Source organism: Pseudomonas sp. TNT3 (assembly GCF_010095445.2).
Classification (GTDB): domain Bacteria; phylum Pseudomonadota; class Gammaproteobacteria; order Pseudomonadales; family Pseudomonadaceae; genus Aquipseudomonas.
Genome location: NZ_WFGV02000016.1, coordinates 52,121 through 73,646 on the forward strand (window position 1 = coordinate 52,121; position 21,526 = coordinate 73,646).

Below are 21,526 nucleotides of genomic sequence, written 5' to 3' on the forward strand. Positions count from 1 at the left end.
ATCGTTATAACCCGATATAGCGAATTATGCGGTCTTCAGACCAAAATCATATTTGTGTATCGCGAAATAGCGATTTAAAGTTCGCCTCATCGCGATATAGCGTTTTACTCATCACGAGCCCACACCATGACCCTCAATCTCGACGAAATAATAAAAGCCCTGGCACACCCAGTACGGCGAGAAATCCTGCACTGGCTCAAAGACCCTGCCGTCGAATTTCCCGACCAGTCCCACAGCAACGAGCACGGCGTCTGCGCCGGTCAGATCGATCAACGGTGCGGCTTGTCGCAATCAACCGTGTCTGCCCACCTCGCAGTTTTGCAACGCGCCGGCCTGATCAGCAGCCGAAAAGTGGGCCAATGGCACTTCTTCAAACGTAACGAGGAAACCATTCAGGCGTTCCTCAGCACCTTCAGCAAAGAGCTCTGACCCTTTACGTCAGCAAGCCGACAAGGAATCAACGATGCCCCTCTCGCTCCTCATTCTGGCCTTGAGCGCCTTCGCCATCGGCACGACCGAGTTCGTCATCATGGGCCTGCTGCCCGATGTGGCGGCTGACCTCGGCGTGTCGATCCCCGGCGCAGGCTGGCTGGTGACCGGTTACGCCCTCGGCGTGGCCATCGGTGCACCGTTCATGGCACTGGCCACCGCGAAATTACCGCGCAAGGCCGCCCTGGTGGCGTTGATGGGCATTTTCATCATCGGCAATCTGCTGTGTGCATTGGCCAGTGACTACAACGTCCTGATGTTTGCCCGTGTGGTGACGGCCCTCTGCCACGGTGCATTCTTCGGCATCGGTTCGGTCGTGGCGGCCAACCTGGTACCTGCCAACAAGCGCGCGTCCGCCGTGGCCTTGATGTTTACCGGCCTGACGCTGGCCAACGTGCTGGGCGTTCCACTGGGCACCGCGCTCGGTCAGGAAGCCGGCTGGCGCTCGACCTTCTGGGCCGTCACGGTCATCGGGGTCATTGCCTTGATCGGTCTGATCCGCTTCCTGCCAGCCAAGCGCGATGAAGAGAAACTCGACATGCGCGCCGAGCTGCGCGCCCTCAAAGGCGCCGGCATCTGGCTGTCCTTGAGCATGACCGCGTTGTTCGCCGCCTCGATGTTCACCCTCTTCACTTACATCGCTCCGCTGCTCGGCGATGTCACCGGCATCTCGCCAAAAGGCGTGACCTGGACCCTGCTGCTGATTGGCCTGGGCCTGACCGTCGGCAACATCATCGGCGGCAAACTGGCCGACAAACGCCTGGCTGCCACCTTGATCGGTGTCTTCATTTCGATGGCTGTCATTTCGACCGTATTGACCTGGACCAGCGTTGCGGTAATCCCGACCGAAATCACCTTGTTCCTCTGGGCCACCGCTTCGTTTGCCGCCGTACCGGCGCTGCAAATCAACGTAGTGACCTTCGGCAAGGCCGCGCCAAACCTGGTCTCGACCCTGAACATCGGTGCCTTCAACGTCGGCAACGCCCTCGGCGCCTGGGTCGGTGGCAGCGTCATCGCCAACGGTTTCGGCCTGACCAGTGTGCCACTGGCGGCCGCCGCATTGGCAGTACTCGCCCTGCTGGTGACCCTGATTACTTTCCGTCAGAGCGGCAATGCCGAGCTGGCCCCTGCTACCCACTAATTTTTCTACGAGGTTGTACTGCATGACGACTATTTTCGATCCGATCAAACTGGGCGACATCGAGTTGGCCAACCGCATCATCATGGCTCCGCTGACTCGCTGCCGCGCCGACGAAGGCCGAGTACCCAACGCGCTGATGGCTGAGTACTACGTCCAACGCGCCTCGGCTGGCCTGATCCTCAGCGAGGCCACTTCGGTCACGCCAATCGGCGTCGGTTACCCGGATACACCGGGCATCTGGTCCAACGATCAGGTACGTGGCTGGAGCAATGTCACCAAAGCGATCCACGGTGCCGGTGGCAAAATCTTCCTGCAGCTGTGGCACGTTGGCCGGATCTCCCATGAGATGTATTTGAACGGCGAAACCCCGGTCGCACCGAGCGCGATCCAGCCCAAAGGTCACGTCAGCCTGGTTCGCCCAATGGCTGATTACCCGACACCGCGTGCGCTGGAAACTGCTGAAATCGCCGACATCGTCGATGCCTACCGCACCGGTGCTGAAAACGCCAAGGCCGCTGGTTTCGACGGCGTGGAAATTCACGGCGCCAACGGCTACCTGCTCGACCAGTTCCTGCAAAGCAGCACCAACCAGCGCACCGACCATTACGGTGGCTCCCTGGAAAACCGTGCTCGCCTGCTGCTGGAAGTCACCGACGCGGCCATCGATGTCTGGGGCGCTGGCCGCGTGGGCGTGCATCTGTCACCTCGCGCCGACCTGCATGACATGGGTGACGACAACCTCGCCGAGACGTTCACCTACGTCGCCCGTGAACTGGGCAAGCGTGGCATCGCCTTTATCTGCTCCCGCGAGAAAGAAGGCGCCGACAGCCTGGGCCCACAATTGAAAGAAGCCTTCGGCGGTCCTTACATCGTCAACGAAAGCTTCACCAAGGAAAGCGCAAACGCCTGGCTGGCCAGCGGCAAGGCTGACGCCGTTGCATTTGGTGTTCCGTTCATTGCCAACCCGGACTTGCCGGCGCGCCTGAAAGCGGATGCGCCGCTCAATGATGCCCGTCCGGAACTGTTCTATGCCAAAGGGGCAGTGGGTTACATTGACTACCCAGTGATGTAAATCCGCCGAGTATAAAAAAGCCCCACCTGGAAACAGGTGGGGCTTTTTTTGTATTTGATATCCAGGCGCCGGGCTAAAACGTTTTACACCACAAGGAAGTGCAGCGGTCCCAGCCATTACAGGTGGCCTGCGCCTGTTGGCCAGCGCGATACAAAATGCCTACAAAATACGTAATGTGCCGCCTGTAAACTTGCCCCGCGTACGTATATAAAAGCCAACCATTCCATAAAGCGCGGAAAAACGGGGGCTTTGCCCGGCTCTGCCTTGACACAACCAGCAGCAATTACGCATTTTGTTTCATTTGCGCAGACTGGGACTCAAGCGCAGCATTTCCAACCCTGTATCGGCCCACCGCTCGGCTTCGACGTGCAGTTCAAAACTGTCCGGTGTAAGCAACCACTGATACAGGATGCCATCGATGTATGCATGCAGGCAGATGGCGGCACGGGCCGTGTCGAGGTTTTCCGGCAATTGCCCGCGATTCACTGCATTACGCAAGGCGAGTCCGATCCGCACGTTGCAGTCCAGGCTGGCGGCCTGGCGCTGCTGGCGCAGGTCGCACATTTCATCGGTGAATTCGCATTTATGAAACAGGATTTCATTGATGCGTCGGGTTTTCGGGTCCAGAGCAACTTGATGAAACAAATGAATCAGCAGCTTCCGCATGCAGCCCAGCGGGTCGAGTTCGTCCTCGCTTTCACTGGCTTTGGCCATTTCATCCAGCGGCTCATGCAAGGTATCGAGCATGGCCTGCACCAGATCGGCCTTATTGCTGAAATGCCAGTAAATGGCCCCGCGCGTGACGCCGGCCAGGGTTGCGATGTCGGCCAGGGTCGTGCGCGCCACGCCTCGCTCGAAAAAGGCTTTCTCTGCCGCTTCGAGTATCTGGCTACGGGTTTCCTGAGCTTCCTCTTTGGTACGACGGACCATGGCAGTACAACCTCAATCAGGATGCTTCAGCGGTGTCTGAATATCCGCTGAATAAAAGTGCAGCGAGCGCTCTTGGGACTCGTCTGCGGCCTACAATTCGAACCTTCTGGCGGCATTTGTAACTGGATGAGTACACAGCCAGGGTATTTACAAACAACCATGAACGTAAGTATATTACTTAGCAAGCTACTTATCCACTCAGCGCACATTTTTTACTTTCCACACTTTCTTGTGCGCAATTTGCGCGCCTGACCCGAGGATTTTCATGCAATTCAAGCCAGCTGTTACCGCTCTGGTCACTGCCGTCGCCCTCGCATCGCTGCTCAGCGGATGTAAAAAGGAAGAGGCTCCACCGGCCGCACCACCTCCTCAGGTCGGCGTCGTGACTCTGCAACCGCAAGCTTTCACCCTGACCTCCGAGCTTCCAGGCCGCACCAGTGCGTACCGAATTGCCGAAGTTCGCCCTCAGGTCAACGGCATCATTCTCAAGCGACTGTTCAAGGAAGGCGGCGACGTCAAGGCCGGTCAGCAGCTGTATCAGATCGATCCGGCAGTCTATGACGCAACGCTGAAAAGCGCAGAAGCCAACCTGCAACAAACCAAGTCGATCTCTGACCGTTACAAGCAACTGGTCAACGAGCAGGCCGTGAGCCGTCAGGAATACGACACCGCCGTCGCCAACCGGATGCAATCGGAAGCGTCGCTGCAAACCGCGCAGATCAATGTGCGCTACACCAAAGTGTATGCACCTCTGACAGGCCGCATCGGTCGCTCCAACGTCACCGAAGGTGCCTTGGTCACCAGTGGCCAGGTCGACGCCATGGCGGTGATCCAGCAACTTGATCCGATCTATGTCGACGTGACGCAGTCTTCCGTCGAGTTGCTCGAGCTGCGCCGCGAGCTGGAAAGCGGTCGCCTGCAAAAGGCTGGTGATACCGCCGCCGCGGTCAAACTGACCCTGGAAGACGGCAGCCAGTACAAACAGGAAGGTAAACTCGAGTTCTCCGAAGTCTCGGTTGACCAGACCACCGGTTCCGTCACCCTGCGCGCGGTATTCCCGAACCCTGATCACACGCTGCTGCCCGGTATGTTCGTGCACGCACAGCTGCAGGCTGGTGTGAACAGCGCCGCCATTCTGGCCCCGCAACAAGGCGTGACCCGTGACCTCAAAGGCACGCCAACCGCCCTGGTTGTCGGACCGGACAACAAGGTTGAGCTGCGCCAACTCAAGGCCAGTCGCACCGTGGGTAGCCAATGGCTGATCGAAGACGGCCTCAAGGCCGGCGATCGCCTGATCACCGAAGGGCTGCAATTCGTCAAGCCAGGCGTTGAAGTCAAGCCGACTGAAGCGACTAACGTAGGCAACAAGAACCCGGTCCCCGCACAGGCAGCTGATAAGGCTTCCAGCGGCAAAGGGGAGTAACCCATGTCGAAATTTTTTATCGACCGTCCGATTTTCGCCTGGGTAATTGCCCTGGTGATCATGCTGGTCGGGGCACTATCGATCCTCAAACTGCCCATCAACCAATACCCGAGCATTGCGCCACCGGCCATTGCAATCCAGGTAACGTACCCGGGCGCGTCTGCACAAACCGTGCAGGACACCGTGGTGCAAGTGATCGAGCAACAGCTCAACGGTATCGATAACCTGCGTTATGTCTCCTCGGAAAGTAACTCCGACGGCAGCATGACCATTACCGCGACCTTCGAGCAGGGCACCAACTCCGATACCGCGCAGGTTCAGGTCCAGAACAAACTGAACCTGGCCACCCCGCTGCTGCCGCAAGAAGTGCAGCAACAGGGGATCCGCGTGACCAAGGCAGTGAAAAACTTCCTGTTGGTCATCGGCGTGGTGTCGCGCGACGGCAGCATGACCAAGGACGACCTGTCCAACTACATCGTGTCGAACATGCAGGACCCGATCTCCCGGACCGCCGGTGTCGGTGACTTCCAGGTCTTCGGTTCGCAGTACGCGATGCGGGTCTGGCTCGACCCGGCCAAGTTGAACAACTTCAACCTGACCCCGGTGGACGTCAAAGCCGCCATTGCTGCACAGAACATCCAGGTGTCCTCCGGGCAACTGGGCGGCCTGCCTGCGGCGCCTGGCCAGCAATTGAACGCCACCATCATCGGCAAGACCCGCCTGCAGACCGCCGAGCAGTTCAACAAGATTCTGCTGAAGGTCAACAAAGACGGTTCGCAAGTGCGCCTGTCAGACGTCGCCGATGTCGGCCTGGGCGGTGAGAACTACAGCATCAATGCCCAGTTCAACGGCGCACCGGCTTCCGGTCTCGCAGTGAAACTGGCCAACGGTGCCAACGCCCTCGACACCGCAAAAGCACTGCGCAACACCATCGACACCCTCAAGCCATTCTTCCCGGAAGGCATGGAAGTGGTGTTCCCGTATGACACGACGCCGGTCGTGACCGAGTCGATCAAGGGTGTAGTTGAAACCCTGGTCGAAGCGATCGTGCTGGTGTTCCTGGTGATGTTCCTGTTCCTGCAAAACTTCCGCGCCACCGTCATCACCACGATGACTGTACCGGTCGTATTGCTCGGTACGTTCGGCATCCTTGCGGCCTTTGGTTTCAGCATCAACACCCTGACCATGTTCGGTATGGTTCTCGCCATCGGCTTGCTGGTGGATGACGCCATCGTCGTGGTGGAGAACGTCGAACGGGTCATGAGCGAAGAAGGTCTTTCACCCAAGGAGGCCACCAAGAAATCCATGGGGCAGATCCAGGGTGCACTGGTCGGTATCGCCCTGGTTCTGTCGGCGGTACTGCTGCCGATGGCGTTCTTCAGCGGCTCCACGGGCGTGATCTACAAACAGTTCTCGATCACCATCGTATCGGCCATGGCCTTGTCGGTGCTGGTTGCCCTGATCTTCACCCCGGCGCTGTGCGCCACCATGCTCAAGGCAATTCCGAAAGGCGAGCACGGCACCCCGAAACGCGGCTTCTTCGGCTGGTTCAACCGCAGCTTCGATCGCGGCGTGAAAAGCTACGAACGCGGCGTGGGCAACATGCTCACGCACAAGGCGCCGTACCTGCTGGCGTACGTAATTATTCTGGTCGGCATGATCTGGCTGTTCACCCGTATTCCAACGGCGTTCCTGCCGGAAGAAGACCAGGGTGTACTGTTTGCCCAGGTGCAGACTCCAGCCGGCTCCAGTGCCGAACGGACTCAGGTGGTGATCGACGAGATGCGTTCCTACCTGCTGGATAAAGAGTCCAGCGCAGTCGCCTCGGTGTTTACCGTTAACGGCTTCAACTTTGCCGGTCGCGGCCAGAGCTCGGGCCTTGCGTTCATCATGCTCAAGCCGTGGGATCAGCGGGATGCGGACAACAGCGTGTTCAAGCTCGCCGAACGCGCACAGACGCACTTCTTCAGTTTCCGCGATGCCATGGTGTTTGCCTTCGCACCGCCAGCGGTACTGGAGCTGGGTAACGCCACCGGTTTCGACGTGTTCCTGCAAGACCGTGCCGGTATCGGTCACGAGAAGCTGATGGAGGCGCGCAACCAGTTCCTTGGCATGGCGGCCCAGAGCAAAGTGCTCTATCAGGTGCGCCCGAACGGACTGAACGACGAACCGCAATACCAGTTGGAAATCGATGACGAGAAGGCCAGTGCCCTGGGCATTACCCTCACCGACATCAACAGCACCCTGTCGATTGCCTTGGGCAGTAGCTACGTCAACGACTTCATCGACCGTGGTCGCGTGAAGAAAGTGTACATACAAGGTCAGCCAAACTCGCGGATGAGCCCGGAAGACATCAAGAAATGGTACGTACGCAACGCTGAAGGAACCATGGTGCCCTTCTCGGCTTTCGCCAAGGGACAGTGGATCTACGGTGCTCCGAAACTGTCGCGTTACAACGGTGTAGAAGCGATGGAAATCCTCGGCGCCCCGGCTCCAGGCTACTCCACCGGTGAAGCCATGGCCGAAGTCGAAGCGCTGGCGAAGAAACTGCCGGCGGGTGTGGGTATTTCCTGGACCGGCCTGTCGTACGAAGAACGGCTGTCCGGTTCCCAGGCTCCCGCGTTGTACGCGTTGTCGCTGCTGATGGTGTTCCTGTGTCTGGCGGCGCTGTACGAAAGCTGGTCGATTCCGATCGCGGTGATGCTGGTGGTGCCACTGGGGGTCATCGGCGCGCTGCTGGCGACCAGTTTGCGCGGCCTGTCCAACGACGTTTACTTCCAGGTGGGCCTGTTGACAACCATCGGTCTGGCCGCGAAAAACGCCATTCTGATCGTCGAATTCGCCAAAGAACTGAATGAACAGGGAATGAGTCTGCGCGATGCCGCGATTGAAGCCTGCCGCATGCGTTTGCGCCCGATCATCATGACCTCCCTCGCCTTCGTTCTGGGCGTGGTGCCACTGGCGATTTCCACGGGTGCAGGTTCAGGTAGCCAACACGCCATCGGTACCGGGGTTATTGGCGGTATGATCACGGCCACGGTCCTGGCAATCTTCTGGGTACCCCTGTTCTTCGTCACCGTGTCGTCCATCGGTCAGCGCAAAAAAACCGATGAAGATGACGCAATCGAAACTCCTAAAGAGGCTGGCCAATGAGCAAGTCGCTACTCTCCCTAGCCGTTGCCGCGTTTGTGCTCAGTGGCTGCTCGCTGATACCTGATTATCAGCAGCCCGCGGCACCGGTTCCGAGCGAATTCCCGCAGGGCCCGGCGTACTCGCCGGCCCAGGCACCGAATCAGGCCGCTGCCGAACAAGGCTGGAAGCAGTTTTTCCATGATCCGGCGCTGCAACAGCTGATCCAGGTTGCTCTGGAAAACAACCGGGACCTGCGTGTCGCAGCCCTGAACATCGACGCCTTCGCGGCCCAGTACCGCATTCAGCGCGCGGACCTGTTCCCGGCTGTTTCGGCCAATGGCACGGGCAGCCGTCAGCGTGTCCCGGCGAACGCTTCGCAAACCGGTGAAGCGGGTATTGTCAGCTCGTATTCGGCCACAGTCGGCATCAGCGCCTATGAACTCGACCTGTTCGGTCGGGTTCGCAGCCTGAGCGAACAAGCCCTGCAACAATACTTCGCGACCGAAGAAGGCCGCCGCAGCACTCAGATCAGCCTTGTGGGCAGCGTAGCCAATGCCTACCTGACCTGGCAGGCGGACAAAGAACTGCTCAAGCTGACCCAGGACACCCTCGGGGCGTTCCAGGAGAGCTACAAGCTCACCGCACGCAGCAACGAAGTAGGTGTGGCCTCGGCACTGGACCTCGCTCAGTCGCGCACCTCGGTGGAAAACGCCCGTGCCCAACTGGCGAAGTACACCCGTCAGGTCGCTCAGGACGAAAACAGCCTGGTGCTGCTGCTCGGCACCGGTATCCCGGCCAACCTGCAAGCCGCCAAGCCGCTGTCTGATGACTTGTTGAGCGACGTTCCGCCCGGCTTGCCGTCGGACTTGCTGCAACGTCGTCCGGACATCCTGCAGGCCGAATACAACCTCAAGGCTGCCAACGCCAACATCGGCGCGGCACGGGCTGCGTTCTTCCCGAGCATCAGCCTGACAGCCAACGCCGGTTCCCTGAGCCCGGACCTTTCGGGTCTGTTCAAGGGTGGCTCGGGCACCTGGTTGTTCCAGCCGCAAATCAATCTGCCGATCTTCAATGCCGGCAGCCTGCGCGCCAGCCTGGACTACTCGAAAATCCAGAAAGACATTGGCGTGGCGAACTACGAGAAGTCCATTCAAACGGCCTTCCAGGAAGTCGCCGACGGCCTGGCCGCCCGCCAGACCTACACCGAGCAACTGCAGGCCCAGCGTGATTTCGTCACCGCCAACCAGGACTACTACCGTCTGGCCGAGCGTCGATATCGCATTGGTGTCGACAGCAACCTGACCTTCCTCGATGCCCAGCGTCAGCTGTTCAGTGCCCAACAGGTATTGATCACCGACCGTCTGGCGCAACTGGTCAGTGCAGTCAATCTGTACAAGGCACTGGGCGGTGGCTGGAATGAGCAAACGGCCAGGAACGAGCCTTTGAAAGAAGAAGCGCCGAAGATGAAGTTGTTCTGATAGCGCTGTGAGTCAACTTGAAGCCCACCTCCTGGTGGGCTTTTTGTTGGCAGCGCAAAAGGTCTGTTGTTCGTCGTGGCCCCATCGCCAGCAGGCTGGCTCCCACAGGGAACCGGGTTTCTGCAGGAAGAAAGGAGTCCAATGTGGGAGCTAGCCTGCTAGCGATGAGGCCAGCCCCTACACAAAAAAACCGGAACCATGTTGCGTTCGATAATCGCCCAAAACCTGCTTTTAACAATTGAACCATCCAGTACATTCCCCGCACCATTCTCCGCACAAGACCAATAACATCAGGTTCGACCTCATGCCCCCGCGCCCTGCCCTGTCCGGCTGATCCCGTTCGTTTTTGTCCCGATTTCCGATGGTTGTCTGCAACCCCAAAGGTCGCGGCATTACCCGCTTCATCCCCAAGAATTAGAGAGACCGAGCCCATGACGCCTTCCCCCGCGCAGTACTTCGTTCCCAGCCTGATCGCCGTCGCCCTGGCCAGCACAGCCCTTCCCGCCCAGGCTGAGGAGGCAGGTTTTGTCGAAGACGCCAAGGTCAACCTGAACCTGCGCAACTTCTACATCAATCGCAACTTCACCAACCCGACCAAGGCGCAGGGCAAGGCTGAGGAATGGACACAGAGTTTCATCCTCGACGCTAAATCCGGTTTCACTCAAGGCACAGTCGGGTTTGGTCTGGATGTGTTGGGGCTGTACGCGGTGAAGCTCGACGGAGGCCAGGGCACCGGTGGAACGCAGTTGTTGCCGCTGGACCAAGACGGTCGTCCGGCGAACAATTTCGGCCGCACCAATGTCGCGTTCAAGGCGAAGCTGTCCCAGACCGAAGTGAAGGTCGGCGAGTGGATGCCAGTGCTGCCGATCCTGCGCTCGGACGACGGACGTTCCCTGCCGCAAACCTTTCGTGGGGGCCAGATCACCTCCAAGGAAATCAACGGACTGACGCTGTACGGTGGTCAGTTCCGCGCCAACAGCCCGCGGGATGACAGCAGCATGAGCGACATGTCGATGACCGGAAAAGCGGCCTTCACCTCCGACCGCTTCAACTTTCAGGGCGGCGAGTACGTTTTCAACGAGAAGCGCACGCAGATCGCGCTGTGGAACGCCGAACTCAAGGACATCTACAGCCAGCAATTCGTCAACCTGATCCATAGCCAGCCCTTCGGCGACTGGACCTTGGGCGCCAATCTGGGGTTCTTCTACGGCAAGGAAGACGGCAGCGCCCGGGCCGGCGATCTGGACAACAAGACCTGGTCGGGCCTGTTCTCGGCCAAGTACGGCGGCCACACCTTCTACGTCGGTTTGCAGAAGCTGACCGGCGACAGCGCCTGGATGCGCGTCAACGGCACCAGCGGCGGTACATTGGCCAACGACAGCTACAACGCCAGCTACGACAACGCCCGGGAAAAATCCTGGCAGCTGCGCCATGACTACAACTTTGTCGCCCTTGGAATTCCCGGCCTGACCCTGATGAATCGCTACATCAGCGGCGACAATGTGCACACCGGCACGGTGACCGATGGCAAGGAATGGGGACGCGAAAGCGAATTGGGCTACACCGTACAGAGCGGCGCATTGAAGGATTTAAACGTGAAATGGCGCAACTCGACCATGCGCCGGGATTACAGCAACAACGAGTTTGATGAGAACCGCGTGATCGTCAGCTACCCGATCAGTCTGTTGTAAACCTCAAGGACGCCATCGCGGGCAAGTCGAATCGTCGCACCGCCGGCTCCCACAGGGGATCTTCAGTGAACGTATATTCTGCGCTCACACCAGCCCTCTGTGGGAGCCGGGCTTGCCCGCGATGGCGTCAGTTCATTCAACAAAAACCCTGATGATCACTCCCGCGATTCAACCCCCAACTCGTCCCACACTGACTCCGCCAAATGGAACGTCGCATTCGCCGCCGGGATACCGCAATAGATCGCGCTCTGCATGATGACTTCCTTGATCTCGCCACGGGTCACGCCGTTGTTGGCGGCGGCACGCAGGTGCAGCTTCAGCTCTTCATTGCGGTTCATGCCGATCAGCATGGCGATGGTGATCAGGCTGCGGGTGTGACGCGGCAGGCCCGGACGGGTCCAGATGTCCCCCCAGGCGTGGCGGGTGATCATTTCCTGAAACTCCGAGTTGAACTCGGTCAGGGCGTTCAGGCTGCGATCGACATGAGCGTCGCCCAGTACCGCGCGGCGGACCTTCAGGCCTTCGTCGTAACGTTGTTTCTCGTCCACACCCATCCCCTTAATCCGCTGACAAAAACGCCACGACCTGCTCGCTGAACGCAGCGCCGGCCTGAACGTTGGACAGGTGCGCCGCGTAGAACTCCGCATACTCGGCGCCGAGCACATGCTGTTGAATGAAGTGCCCACCGGACGGCGGCGTGACCGCGTCTTCAGTGCCGGCAATCACCAGCAGCGGGACCTTGATCGACGACAACTGCTCACGGAAATCGGCATCGCGTACAGCCGCGCAATTGGCCGCGTAACCTTCAGGTGAGGTGGCCGCCAGCATGTCGGTGATTCTGCTGGCCACCGCCGGATTGGCCTCGGCAAAGTCCGGCGTAAACCAGCGCGCAATCGATGCGTCGCGTAGCGCGACCATGGCCGCCTGGCCATCACGCAACACCATTTCGATGCGCGGATTCCAGATCGACGGATCGCCGATTTTCGCCGCGGTATTGCACACCACCAGCTTGAGCAGACGATGACCGGCGTTGATTCCCAGCCACTGGCCAATCAACCCGCCCATGGACAAACCGCAGAAATGCGCCCGCTCGATGTGCAACGCATCCAGCAGTGCCAGCACGTCGTGACCCAGTTGTTCGATGGTGTAAGGCCCTGGAGTCACCAGAGACTGGCCGTGACCACGGGTATCGAAACGCAACACACGGAAATGCTCGGTGAACGCCGGAATTTGCGCATCCCACATGTGCAGGTCAGTGCCCAGCGAGTTGGACAGCACCAGCACCGGTGCATCGACCGGTCCATCGAGTTGGTAATGCAGTTCGCCATCGGCGAGTTGTACGAAAGCCACAGCAATCTCCTTCAGGCAGAAAACGCAACATGTTCAGCCACCGCTCGTTCGACCCAGGTATGGGCCTGACCGAGGTAATGGGCCGGGTTCAACAGATGATCGAGTTCAGTTGCAGACAGCTCGGCGGTCACTTGCGGCTCATCGCCCAGGACCGCGCGCAAATGACGCTGCTCGGCGACGGCGCGCTTGCAGCACTGCTCAAGCAAGTGATGCGCCGTGTCGCGGCCGACCCGTTGGGCGAGGACGATGCTGACCGCTTCGGCGAGTACCAGCCCCTGCGTCAGATTAAGGTTGCGGGCCATGCGGTCGGCATCGACTTCCAGTCCGTCCACTACCAGCAGTGCCTGCTTCAGGCTGCCCGAGACCAGGCAGCAAATCTCCGGCAACGTTTCCCACTCGGCATGCCACAGGCCCAGGCTGCGTTCGTGTTCCTGGGGCATGGCGCTGAACAGGGTCGAGAGCAGACCGGGAACCCGGGTTGCTGCACCAATCAGCACTGCCGCGCCGACCGGGTTGCGCTTGTGCGGCATGGTCGACGAACCACCCTTGCCCGGCGCCGAAGGCTCGAACACTTCGCCGGCCTCGGTTTGCATCAACAGGCTGATGTCGCGCCCCAGTTTGCCGAGGCTGCCCGCGATCAATCCCAGCACCGAACCAAATTCCACAAGGCGATCACGCTGGGTGTGCCAGGGTTGTTCGGGCATCGTCAGATGCAGTTCATCGGCCAGTGCCTGGGCAACCGGCATTGCCTGTTCGCCGAGGGCGGCAAGGGTTCCGGATGCGCCACCAAATTGCAGCACCAGCAACCGCGGTTTGAGTTCCTGCAGGCGCTGACGGCTACGGGTTACCGCGCCCAGCCAACCGGCGATTTTCATGCCGAGGGTGACCGGGGTCGCGTGTTGCAGCCAGGTGCGACCGGCCAATGGCGTGGCGACATAGCGCCGGGCCTGAGTCGCCAGCGTTTGCGCCAGTTGCGCCAGATCCTGTTCGATCAACGCCAGCGCATGGCGAAGTTGCAGCACCAGGCCACTGTCCATCACGTCTTGACTCGTCGCGCCCAGATGCACATAACGCTCGGCCTCGGCATCCTGTGCCGCAACCTGCTTGCCCAGCGCTTTCACCAAAGGAATCGCCGAATTGCCCGCCGTGGCGATCGCCTCGCCGAGCACTGAAAAGTCGTAAAGACCTGCCTGACATGCCGCTTCAATCGGGGCAACAGCTGACTGCGGGATTAACCCGACACGAGCCTCAGCCCGTGCCAGTGCCGATTCGAAATCGAGCATGGCCTGGACCCGACCCTGATCGCAGAACACCTCACGCATATCGCGGGCAGTGAAATAGGTATCGAACAATTGATTGCCCGGTCGCTCGTTCATAAACAGTTCCTGAGGGCGTGGGCCGTCGTGGCCCACGCGTAAAGATCAGAGGTCGTGGTGCAGGTATTTCGCCTGTTTCGGCAGGCGCAAGCTGAACAGGAACGCCACCGCCATCATCACCGTCACGTACCAATAAAACGAGTTTTCCATGCCCACGGCTTTAAGGCTCAGGGCGACGTACTCTGCCGACCCGCCGAAGATCGCATTCGCCACCGCATACGCCAGGCCGACACCCAGGGCACGTACTTCAGGCGGGAACATTTCCGCTTTCACCAGCCCGCTGATGGAGGTGTAGAAGCTGACGATTGCCAGGGCCACGGTGATCAGAACGAAGGCCAGAAACGGACTGCTGACACTTTTCAGGCTCAGGAGGATAGGCACGGTGAACAGGGTCCCCAGAGCACCGAACCAGAGCATCGAACTGCGTCGGCCAATCTTGTCCGCGAGCATGCCGAACAGCGGTTGCATGCACATATAAAGGAACAACGCGCCGGTCATGATGTAGCTGGCGGTCTTGGCGTGCATCCCGGCCGTGTTCACCAGGTACTTCTGCATGTAGGTCGTGAAGGTGTAGAAAATCAACGAACCACCGGCGGTGTAACCCAGCACGGTGATGAACGCAGCTTTATGATCACGAAACAATGCGCGGATACTGCCGGCGTCTTTGTTTTCGCGCATTTCCTTGCTCGAGGTTTCCTTGAGCGAACGACGCAGGAACAGCGAGATCAACGCAGCCACGGCGCCGACCACGAACGGGATCCGCCAGCCGTAGGCACGCAGGTCATCTTCGGTGAGAAATTGTTGCAGGATCACCACCAGCGACACCGCCAGCAACTGACCGCCAATCAGTGTCACGTACTGGAACGAGGCGAAGAAACCGCGCTGGCCCTTGAGCGCGACTTCGCTCATGTAGGTCGCGGTGGTGCCGTACTCCCCGCCCACGGACAAACCCTGGAGCAAGCGCGCGAACAACAACAGGATTGGCGCCCAGACGCCGATGTCCTTATAGGTCGGCAGACACGCGATCAGCAGCGAGCCGAAGCACATCATCAGAATCGAAATCAGCATCGAATTCTTGCGCCCGTGCTTATCTGCAACACGACCGAAAATCCAGCCGCCAATCGGCCTCATCAGGAACCCGGCCGCGAACACGCCAGCGGTGTTCACCAACTGCACGGTCGGGTTATCGGAAGGAAAAAAGGCCGGGGCGAAATAGATTGCGCAAAAGGCGTAGACGTAGAAGTCGAACCATTCGACGAGGTTGCCGGACGAGGCACCGACGATCGCAAAGATCCTTTTGCTGCGCTCTTCACCGGTGTAGTGCGCTGGAGTAGCGGTGGGGGTTGTCATTGTTTTTCACTCTTTGGGGACAGTGACAGTCTAGACACACTTCGTAACAGTCCCGTTCCACAGATGCAAGTTACGACGCAAATCCCTTGTGGGAGCGGGCTTGCCCGCGATGGCGGTGGGTCAGTCAACATGTATGTTGGATGATCCGGCCCCATCTCGGGCAAGCCCGCTCCCACAGGGATTGGGGATTTCTCAATAATCGAAAAACACCGTCTCGGCGTCAGTCCCTTGCAAAATCACATTCCACTGATAAACACCCGAAGCATCCTGCTTGGCCAGCAATGTCTGGCGGCGATCCGCAGGAACGCATTCCAGTAACGGATCACCGACGTTAGCCGGCTCGCCATCAAAGTAGATCCGCGTCAGCAAGTGCTTCACCAGCCCTCGAGCAAATACCAGCACCACCAGATGCGGCGCCTGGGTCGTGCCCTTCAAGCCTTCCACGGTACCTGGCTTGATGGTGGTGAAACGAAAGCGCCCTTCTGCATCCACCGGCACACGGCCAAAGCCTTCGAAGTTCGGGTCCTGCGGTTTCTCTTGATCGTCTTCAGGGTGGGCATATTTGCCGGCCGCATTGGCCTGCCACACTTCCAGCATGGCGTCGTTAACGACATCGCCATTGCCATCCACCACTTGCCCGGTGATCGCCACGCGCTCGCCAAGGGTTTGCTCGACGGTCAGGTCTTCGCGGTTCAGCCAGGTCAGGCCGATGTGGTAGTACGGTCCGACGGTGTGGGACGTGGTCGCGTTCAGCGTCATCTTATTTCTCCATCGGCGTGGCTTCGCGGCCGCGCAAGACGATGTCCCAGCGATAACCGAGGGCGTAGGAAGGAACGGTTTTTTCCAGGTCGAAACTGGCGATCAGGCGCTCTTTGGCACTCGTATCGGGCACGCAGTTATAGATCGGGTCGTATGCCAGCAGCGGATCGCCGGGGAAATACATCTGGGTGACCAGGCGCGTCAGGATGCTGGGCCCAAACAGCGAGAAGTGGATATGCGCCGGGCGCCACGCATTGTGGTGGTTGCCCCATGGGTATGCGCCAGGCTTGATGGTCTGGAACTGGTACCAGCCATCAGCGTCGGTCACGGTGCGTCCGGTGCCCGTGAAGTTCGGGTCCAGTGGTGCGTCGTGCACGTCGCGGGCGTGGTTGTAGCGACCCGCCGCGTTGGCCTGCCAGATCTCCACCAGGATTCCGGGCACCGGCAATCCGTTTTCGTCCAGCACACGGCCATGAATGATGATGCGCTCGCCCTGCGGTTCACCTGAATGCTGTGCGGTCAGGTCATTGTCCTGCTCTTTGATACGCTCGGCACCGATGGTCGGGCCGGTGATCTCCGACAGCGAATGCGGCAAAAACACCAACGGCTTGGACGGCGAGCGAAGGTTGGTGGATTGATAGGCCGGGTGCAGGTAGTCCGGCTGAGTGCCCTCTTGTGGGCGACGGTAACCAGGCTTGTCAGACATTACGCTTTCCTCTGTTCTTGTTAGTCACGGCTGCACGTCAGACGCGTTCGATTGCCAAGGCCAGACCCTGGCCCACACCGACGCACATGGTCGCCAGTGCTTTTTTGCCACCGGTCTTCTCCAGCTGGTGCAACGCCGTCAATACCAGTCGCGCGCCGCTCATGCCCAGGGGGTGGCCCAAGGCAATCGCGCCACCATTCGGGTTGACCTGAGCGGCGTCGTCCGCCAGACCCAGTTCACGCAATACCGCCAAGCCTTGGCTGGCGAACGCTTCGTTGAGTTCGATGACGTCGAAATCGCTGACGGCCAGGCCGAGGCGCTCAGTCAGTTTGCGCACCGCCGGTACAGGGCCGATGCCCATGACCCGAGGCGCGACACCGGCGCTCGACATACCCAGCACCCTGGCGCGAGCGGTCAGCCCGTGTTTCTTCACGGCCTCGGCAGACGCCAGAATCAGCGCCGCCGCACCGTCGTTGACCCCGGACGCATTGCCAGCAGTCACGGTTTTGTCAGGACCATTCACCGGTTTGAGTTTCGCCAGTGTTTCCAGAGTGGTGTCGGCGCGCGGATGCTCATCCTGGCTGACAACGGTTTCGCCCTTCTTGTGGGCAATGCGCACTTCGATGATTTCTTCAGCGAAGAATCCTGCAGCTTGCGCGGCGGCTGTCCGCTGCTGACTGCGCAGTGCGAAAGCGTCCTGATCCTCGCGGGATACTTCGTAATCGTCTGCCACGTTGTCAGCGGTCTGTGGCATCGCATCAACGCCGTATTGCGCTTTCATCAACGGATTGATGAAGCGCCAGCCGATGGTGGTGTCTTCCAGCTTCATGTTGCGCGAGAACGCGGCGTCAGCCTTGCCCATCACGAACGGCGCGCGGGACATCGATTCGACGCCACCGGCAATCGCCAGCTCCATCTCGCCGCTGGCGATGGCCCGAAAAGCAGTGCCAATAGCGTCCATGCCGGAGGCGCAGAGACGATTGAGGGTCACACCCGGAATGCTCTCCGGAAGACCTGCCAGCAGCAGCGCCATGCGCGCCACGTTGCGGTTGTCTTCGCCGGCCTGGTTGGCACAGCCGAGGAACACCTCGTCCACCGCGCTCCAGTCCACCGATGGATTACGCGCCACCAGTGCCTTGATCGGCACGGCGGCCAGGTCGTCGGCACGCACCGAGGACAGGCCACCGCCGAACCGGCCGATGGGGGTGCGAATCGCGTCGCAGATATAAACGTCACGCATCAGGCTTCTCCGGGGGCTTGGCCGTGGGCGGCGGCGGTGCGGGCTTCCAGATCCCTGAGTGCTTTGAGTTCAACCTCGGTCGGCTCGGCGGTGTTTTCTACCGTATCAGCGAAGCGGACCGCCCAACCGGTGGCCGCGACGACTTGCTCGCGGGTCACGCCAGGGTGCAGCGCGGTGACCACAAATTCATGGGTATCCGCTTCCGGTTCCATGATGCACAGGTCGGTGATGATGCCGACCGGACCGGCGCCCGGCAGGCCCAGACGCTTGCGCGAGTCGCCCCCCTCGCCATGGCCGACGGAGGTAATGAAGTCGAGTTTATCGACGAAGGAGCGTGCCGATTGCTTGAGGATGATCAACACGCTTTTGGCGGAACCGGCGATTTCTGGAGCACCGCCGGCACCCGGCAGGCGGACTTTCGGCGCGTGGTAATCGCCAACGACCGTGGTGTTGATGTTGCCAAAGCGATCGACTTGCGCAGCGCCGAGGAAGCCGACGTCGATACGACCGCCCTGCAGCCAGTAGCGAAAAATCTCACCGGTCGGGACGACGGTGTCGGCCGTTTCTGCCAGTTCGCCATCACCAATCGACAAAGGCAATACGCTCGGCTTGGCGCCAATCGGACCCGATTCATAGATAAGGACGACGTCAGGCGAAGACGTCAGGCGGGCCAGGTTGGCCGCTTTCGATGGCAGGCCGATGCCGACGAAGCACACCGAACCGTTTTTCAGGCGGCGAGCGGCGGCAACGGTCATCATTTCATTGGTGGTGTAAGTCATTACTTCGCCTCCGAAGCAGCGGCCAGTTTGGCCTGGAACTCGCTGAAGTCAGCGCAGCCATGGATGTATTCGTTGATCCACGCAGTGAAGGTTTCACGGTCGCGGGCAATCGGGTCCCAGGCCTGGTAGAAACGGTTGTCACGCTCGTTGTAGCCGTGTGCGTAGGACGGGTGCGCCCCGCCAGGTACATGGCAGACCGCGCTCAACGCCCAGGTTGGCAACACGCAGGCGTTCATCGGCGCATTCAGGTCATCGACGATTTCTTCGACGGTGACGATGCAACGCTTGGCGGCCAACGCGGCTTCTTTCTGCACGCCGAGAATGCCCCAGAGCAACACGTTGCCCTTGCGGTCGGCTTTCTGCGCATGAATCACGGTGATGTCAGGGCGTACCGAAGGTACTGCGGCCAGCACTTCACCGGTGAAGGGGCAGGTGACGGTTTTGATCAGCGGGTTGACCTTCGGCAGGTCGGAGCCGGCATACGCGCGAAGCACGGCGAAAGGCAGGCCCGAAGCGCCGGCGACGTAGGCGTTGGCCAAATCGGCGTGGCTGTGTTCTTCAATTTCCAGTGCGTGAGGCCATTGCTTCTCGACCGCGTCGCGCAGACGGTGCAACGAACCGACACCCGGATTGCCGCCCCAGGAGAAAATCAACTTGCGCGCACACCCGGCACCGATCAACTGGTCATAGATCAAGTCAGGCGTCATCCGCACCAGCGTCAGATCTTTCTTGCCCTGGCGAATGATCTCGTGACCCGCCGCCGTAGGAATCAGATGAGTAAAGCCTTCGAGCGCGACGGTATCGCCGTCATTTACGAATTGCTTCACCGCGTCGTGCAGCGAAAGGATTTCAGCCATGGGGCAAGCTCCCGTTTTGTTATGAACCGACAATGGAAGAAAAAGGCGCGATGCGCAGCGCCGGAATGACTGAAGAGTAAGCCTGTGCAAAACACCAAACAATCCGATAATCGACTGAGTGTTCGTTTATCGAACAGATTGTTGTCTACCTATCGATGATCGTTCCCTTGCTCTGCGTGGGAATGCAGCCCGGGACGCTCCGCGCTCCAAAGCGGACGCAGAGCGTCCATTGAGGCATTCCCACGCAGAGCGTTGGAACGATCATGGATCTGACTGTCAGGTCGCATCCGCGTGACTGACCATGCCCTTGATCACCACCGCCGCCGTCGCCACCGCCGCCGGAATCACCAGCGCCGTCAACACCTGCTCGAAATTCCAGCCCAGGCCGAGCAGCGTCGCGCCCATCCAGGCGCCCAGAATCGCGCCGAAACGGCCGATACCGAGCATCCACGACACACCGGTCGCCCGGCCTTGAGTCGGGTAAAACCGCGCGGCCAGGGATGGCATCGCCGATTGCGCGCCGTTGACGCACATGCCGGCAATCAGCACCAGCGTGGCCAGGATCGTAATGTTGCCCAGGCTCTGCCCCACGGCGTAGGCAAACACCCCGGCCAACAGGTAGAAAGTGCCGATGACTTTGTGCGGATTGAACCGATCCATGGCCCATCCCACGCCCACCGCACTCAACACACCGCCAAACTGAAACAGCGCGCCAATGAATGCGGCCTGTTCCATGCTCGCGCCACTGTCTCGCATCAGTGTCGGCAACCAGCTGGTCAGCAGGTAAACGATCACCAGGCCCATGAAGTAGGTCAGCCATAACAACAACGTGCCGGTGCTGTAGGTGCCGGAGAAGATCACCGCGAACACATTGCGTGCTTTCACGGTTTTTTGCTCCGGCACACTGAAGCTGGACGCCAAGGCCACAACGGCAGGATCAATGGGCGACAGGGTTTTGCGTACTTTGTCCGTACCGCGATTGCGCACGACGAGGTAGCGCGCCGACTCCGGCAGCCAGAACAACAGGACCACGGCAAGGATCAGCGGCAGAATCCCGCCTATCAATAGCAAGCTGTGCCAGCCAAACATCGGAATCAGTTTGGCCGAGATAAACCCGCCGCCGGCCATGCCGAGGTTAAAGCCGCAGAACATGCTGGTCACCAGCAATGATTTCTTGCGCTCCGGGGTGTATTCGGAAAGCAGCGTGGTGGCGTTCGGCATCCCCGCGCCCAGTCCCAGACCGGTCAGGAAACGCAAGACCAGCAATTGATCGACGTTGGTGCTGTAAGCCGACGCCAGGCTGAAGGCGCCAAACAACAGCACCGCGCCCACCAGTACGACTTTTCGCCCAAAGCGGTCAGCCAATGGGCCGGAACCCAGTGCGCCAAACACCATGCCGATCAACGCGGCACTCATCACCGGGCCGAGGCTGGCGCGGTCGATACCCCAATCCTGTGACAGGGCTGGCGCGATAAATCCCATGGCCGCGGTATCGAGGCCATCGAGGAAAACAATCAGGAAACACAGGATCACCACTCGCCACTGGTAGCGCGAAATGGGTTGAGTATTGATGAAGGACTGCACGTCGAGGCAGTTTCCTACAGCAGACTGAGGCTGGTTCATTATTTTTATTCCACGCAAGAACGCAGTCGAACAGGTGCCAGCTGAGGCTGGCGCTGCCGCGACATTAATGATCCCGGGGAAAGAGCGTCAATTCGATAAACGCGAGTCTGTGCGTTTATCGAACATCTTA

General features: G+C 59.8%; 18 protein-coding genes. 7 read left to right on the forward strand and 11 right to left on the reverse strand.

Annotated features, from left to right (window positions below; genetic code table 11):
- The first annotated feature begins 126 nt into the window (after positions 1–126).
- Genes GBC55_RS12225 through GBC55_RS12235 form a run of 3 tightly spaced genes read left to right on the forward strand, consistent with a single transcriptional unit; the run spans position 127 to position 2,702 of the window.
- Entirely contained in the window at positions 127–429 is a 303-nt protein-coding gene (locus GBC55_RS12225) for a metalloregulator ArsR/SmtB family transcription factor (protein ID WP_162438611.1), read from the forward strand.
- Between the two features lie 34 nt (positions 430–463).
- Positions 464–1,630, forward strand: a complete 1,167-nt coding sequence (locus GBC55_RS12230) for an MFS transporter (RefSeq protein ID WP_162438610.1) — start codon at positions 464–466, stop codon at positions 1,628–1,630.
- Between the two features lie 22 nt (positions 1,631–1,652).
- Positions 1,653–2,702, forward strand: coding sequence for an alkene reductase (locus GBC55_RS12235; RefSeq protein ID WP_162438609.1), 1,050 nt, complete (start codon positions 1,653–1,655; stop codon positions 2,700–2,702).
- A gap of 297 nt (positions 2,703–2,999) precedes the next feature.
- On the opposite strand, the gene emhR is transcribed toward GBC55_RS12235, so the two are convergent.
- Positions 3,000–3,632, reverse strand: coding sequence for an efflux system transcriptional repressor EmhR (gene emhR / locus GBC55_RS12240; protein WP_162438608.1), 633 nt, complete (start codon positions 3,630–3,632; stop codon positions 3,000–3,002).
- Between the two features lie 265 nt (positions 3,633–3,897).
- Here emhR and emhA point away from each other — a divergent pair, with 265 nt between their 5' ends.
- From emhA to GBC55_RS12260, 4 genes are all read left to right on the forward strand, one after another.
- Positions 3,898–5,055 carry an efflux RND transporter periplasmic adaptor subunit EmhA gene (gene emhA / locus GBC55_RS12245; RefSeq protein ID WP_162438607.1) on the forward strand — a complete coding sequence of 386 codons (1,158 nt, stop codon included), beginning with the start codon at positions 3,898–3,900 and terminating at the stop codon, positions 5,053–5,055.
- 3 nt (positions 5,056–5,058) lie between these two features.
- Positions 5,059–8,208: an efflux RND transporter permease subunit EmhB gene (gene emhB / locus GBC55_RS12250; RefSeq protein WP_162438606.1), complete on the forward strand. Its 3,150-nt coding sequence runs from the start codon at positions 5,059–5,061 to the stop codon at positions 8,206–8,208.
- The gene (emhC, locus tag GBC55_RS12255) at positions 8,205–9,665 is read left to right on the forward strand and encodes an efflux RND transporter outer membrane subunit EmhC (RefSeq protein ID WP_162438605.1); all 1,461 of its coding nucleotides are present in this window, start codon (positions 8,205–8,207) and stop codon (positions 9,663–9,665) included. Before emhB ends, emhC begins: the two co-directional genes overlap by 4 nt.
- A gap of 431 nt (positions 9,666–10,096) precedes the next feature.
- A complete protein-coding gene (locus tag GBC55_RS12260) occupies positions 10,097–11,356 on the forward strand; it encodes an OprD family porin (RefSeq protein ID WP_162438604.1) in 1,260 nt (419 codons plus the stop codon).
- Positions 11,357–11,511: 155 nt separating this feature from the next.
- On the opposite strand, the gene pcaC is transcribed toward GBC55_RS12260, so the two are convergent.
- From pcaC to GBC55_RS12310, 10 genes are all read right to left on the reverse strand, one after another.
- Positions 11,512–11,904, reverse strand: coding sequence for a 4-carboxymuconolactone decarboxylase (gene pcaC, locus GBC55_RS12265; RefSeq protein WP_008147336.1), 393 nt, complete (start codon positions 11,902–11,904; stop codon positions 11,512–11,514).
- 10 nt (positions 11,905–11,914) lie between these two features.
- On the reverse strand, positions 11,915–12,706 hold the full coding sequence (gene pcaD, locus GBC55_RS12270) for a 3-oxoadipate enol-lactonase (RefSeq protein ID WP_162438603.1): 792 nt from the start codon (positions 12,704–12,706) through the stop codon (positions 11,915–11,917).
- A gap of 11 nt (positions 12,707–12,717) precedes the next feature.
- On the reverse strand, positions 12,718–14,082 hold the full coding sequence (locus GBC55_RS12275; RefSeq protein ID WP_162438602.1) for a 3-carboxy-cis,cis-muconate cycloisomerase: 1,365 nt from the start codon (positions 14,080–14,082) through the stop codon (positions 12,718–12,720).
- 45 nt (positions 14,083–14,127) lie between these two features.
- Positions 14,128–15,432: an MFS family transporter gene (locus GBC55_RS12280; RefSeq protein WP_162438601.1), complete on the reverse strand. Its 1,305-nt coding sequence runs from the start codon at positions 15,430–15,432 to the stop codon at positions 14,128–14,130.
- Between the two features lie 192 nt (positions 15,433–15,624).
- Positions 15,625–16,191 carry a protocatechuate 3,4-dioxygenase subunit alpha gene (gene pcaG, locus GBC55_RS12285; protein ID WP_162438600.1) on the reverse strand — a complete coding sequence of 189 codons (567 nt, stop codon included), beginning with the start codon at positions 16,189–16,191 and terminating at the stop codon, positions 15,625–15,627.
- A 1-nt stretch (position 16,192) separates the two neighbouring features.
- Positions 16,193–16,897 (reverse strand): protocatechuate 3,4-dioxygenase subunit beta, encoded by a 705-nt coding sequence (gene pcaH, locus GBC55_RS12290; protein ID WP_162438599.1) that lies wholly within the window; start codon positions 16,895–16,897, stop codon positions 16,193–16,195.
- A gap of 37 nt (positions 16,898–16,934) precedes the next feature.
- On the reverse strand, positions 16,935–18,140 hold the full coding sequence (gene pcaF / locus GBC55_RS12295) for a 3-oxoadipyl-CoA thiolase (protein WP_178114312.1): 1,206 nt from the start codon (positions 18,138–18,140) through the stop codon (positions 16,935–16,937).
- Complete coding sequence (locus GBC55_RS12300; protein ID WP_162438597.1) at positions 18,137–18,916, reverse strand: CoA-transferase subunit beta; 780 nt, start codon at positions 18,914–18,916, stop codon at positions 18,137–18,139. Before GBC55_RS12300 ends, pcaF begins: the two co-directional genes overlap by 4 nt.
- Positions 18,916–19,773: a CoA transferase subunit A gene (locus GBC55_RS12305; protein ID WP_074874180.1), complete on the reverse strand. Its 858-nt coding sequence runs from the start codon at positions 19,771–19,773 to the stop codon at positions 18,916–18,918. Before GBC55_RS12305 ends, GBC55_RS12300 begins: the two co-directional genes overlap by 1 nt.
- Before the next feature lie 276 nt (positions 19,774–20,049).
- On the reverse strand, positions 20,050–21,396 hold the full coding sequence (locus GBC55_RS12310; RefSeq protein WP_162438596.1) for an MFS transporter: 1,347 nt from the start codon (positions 21,394–21,396) through the stop codon (positions 20,050–20,052).
- Between the last annotated feature and the right edge of the window lie 130 nt (positions 21,397–21,526).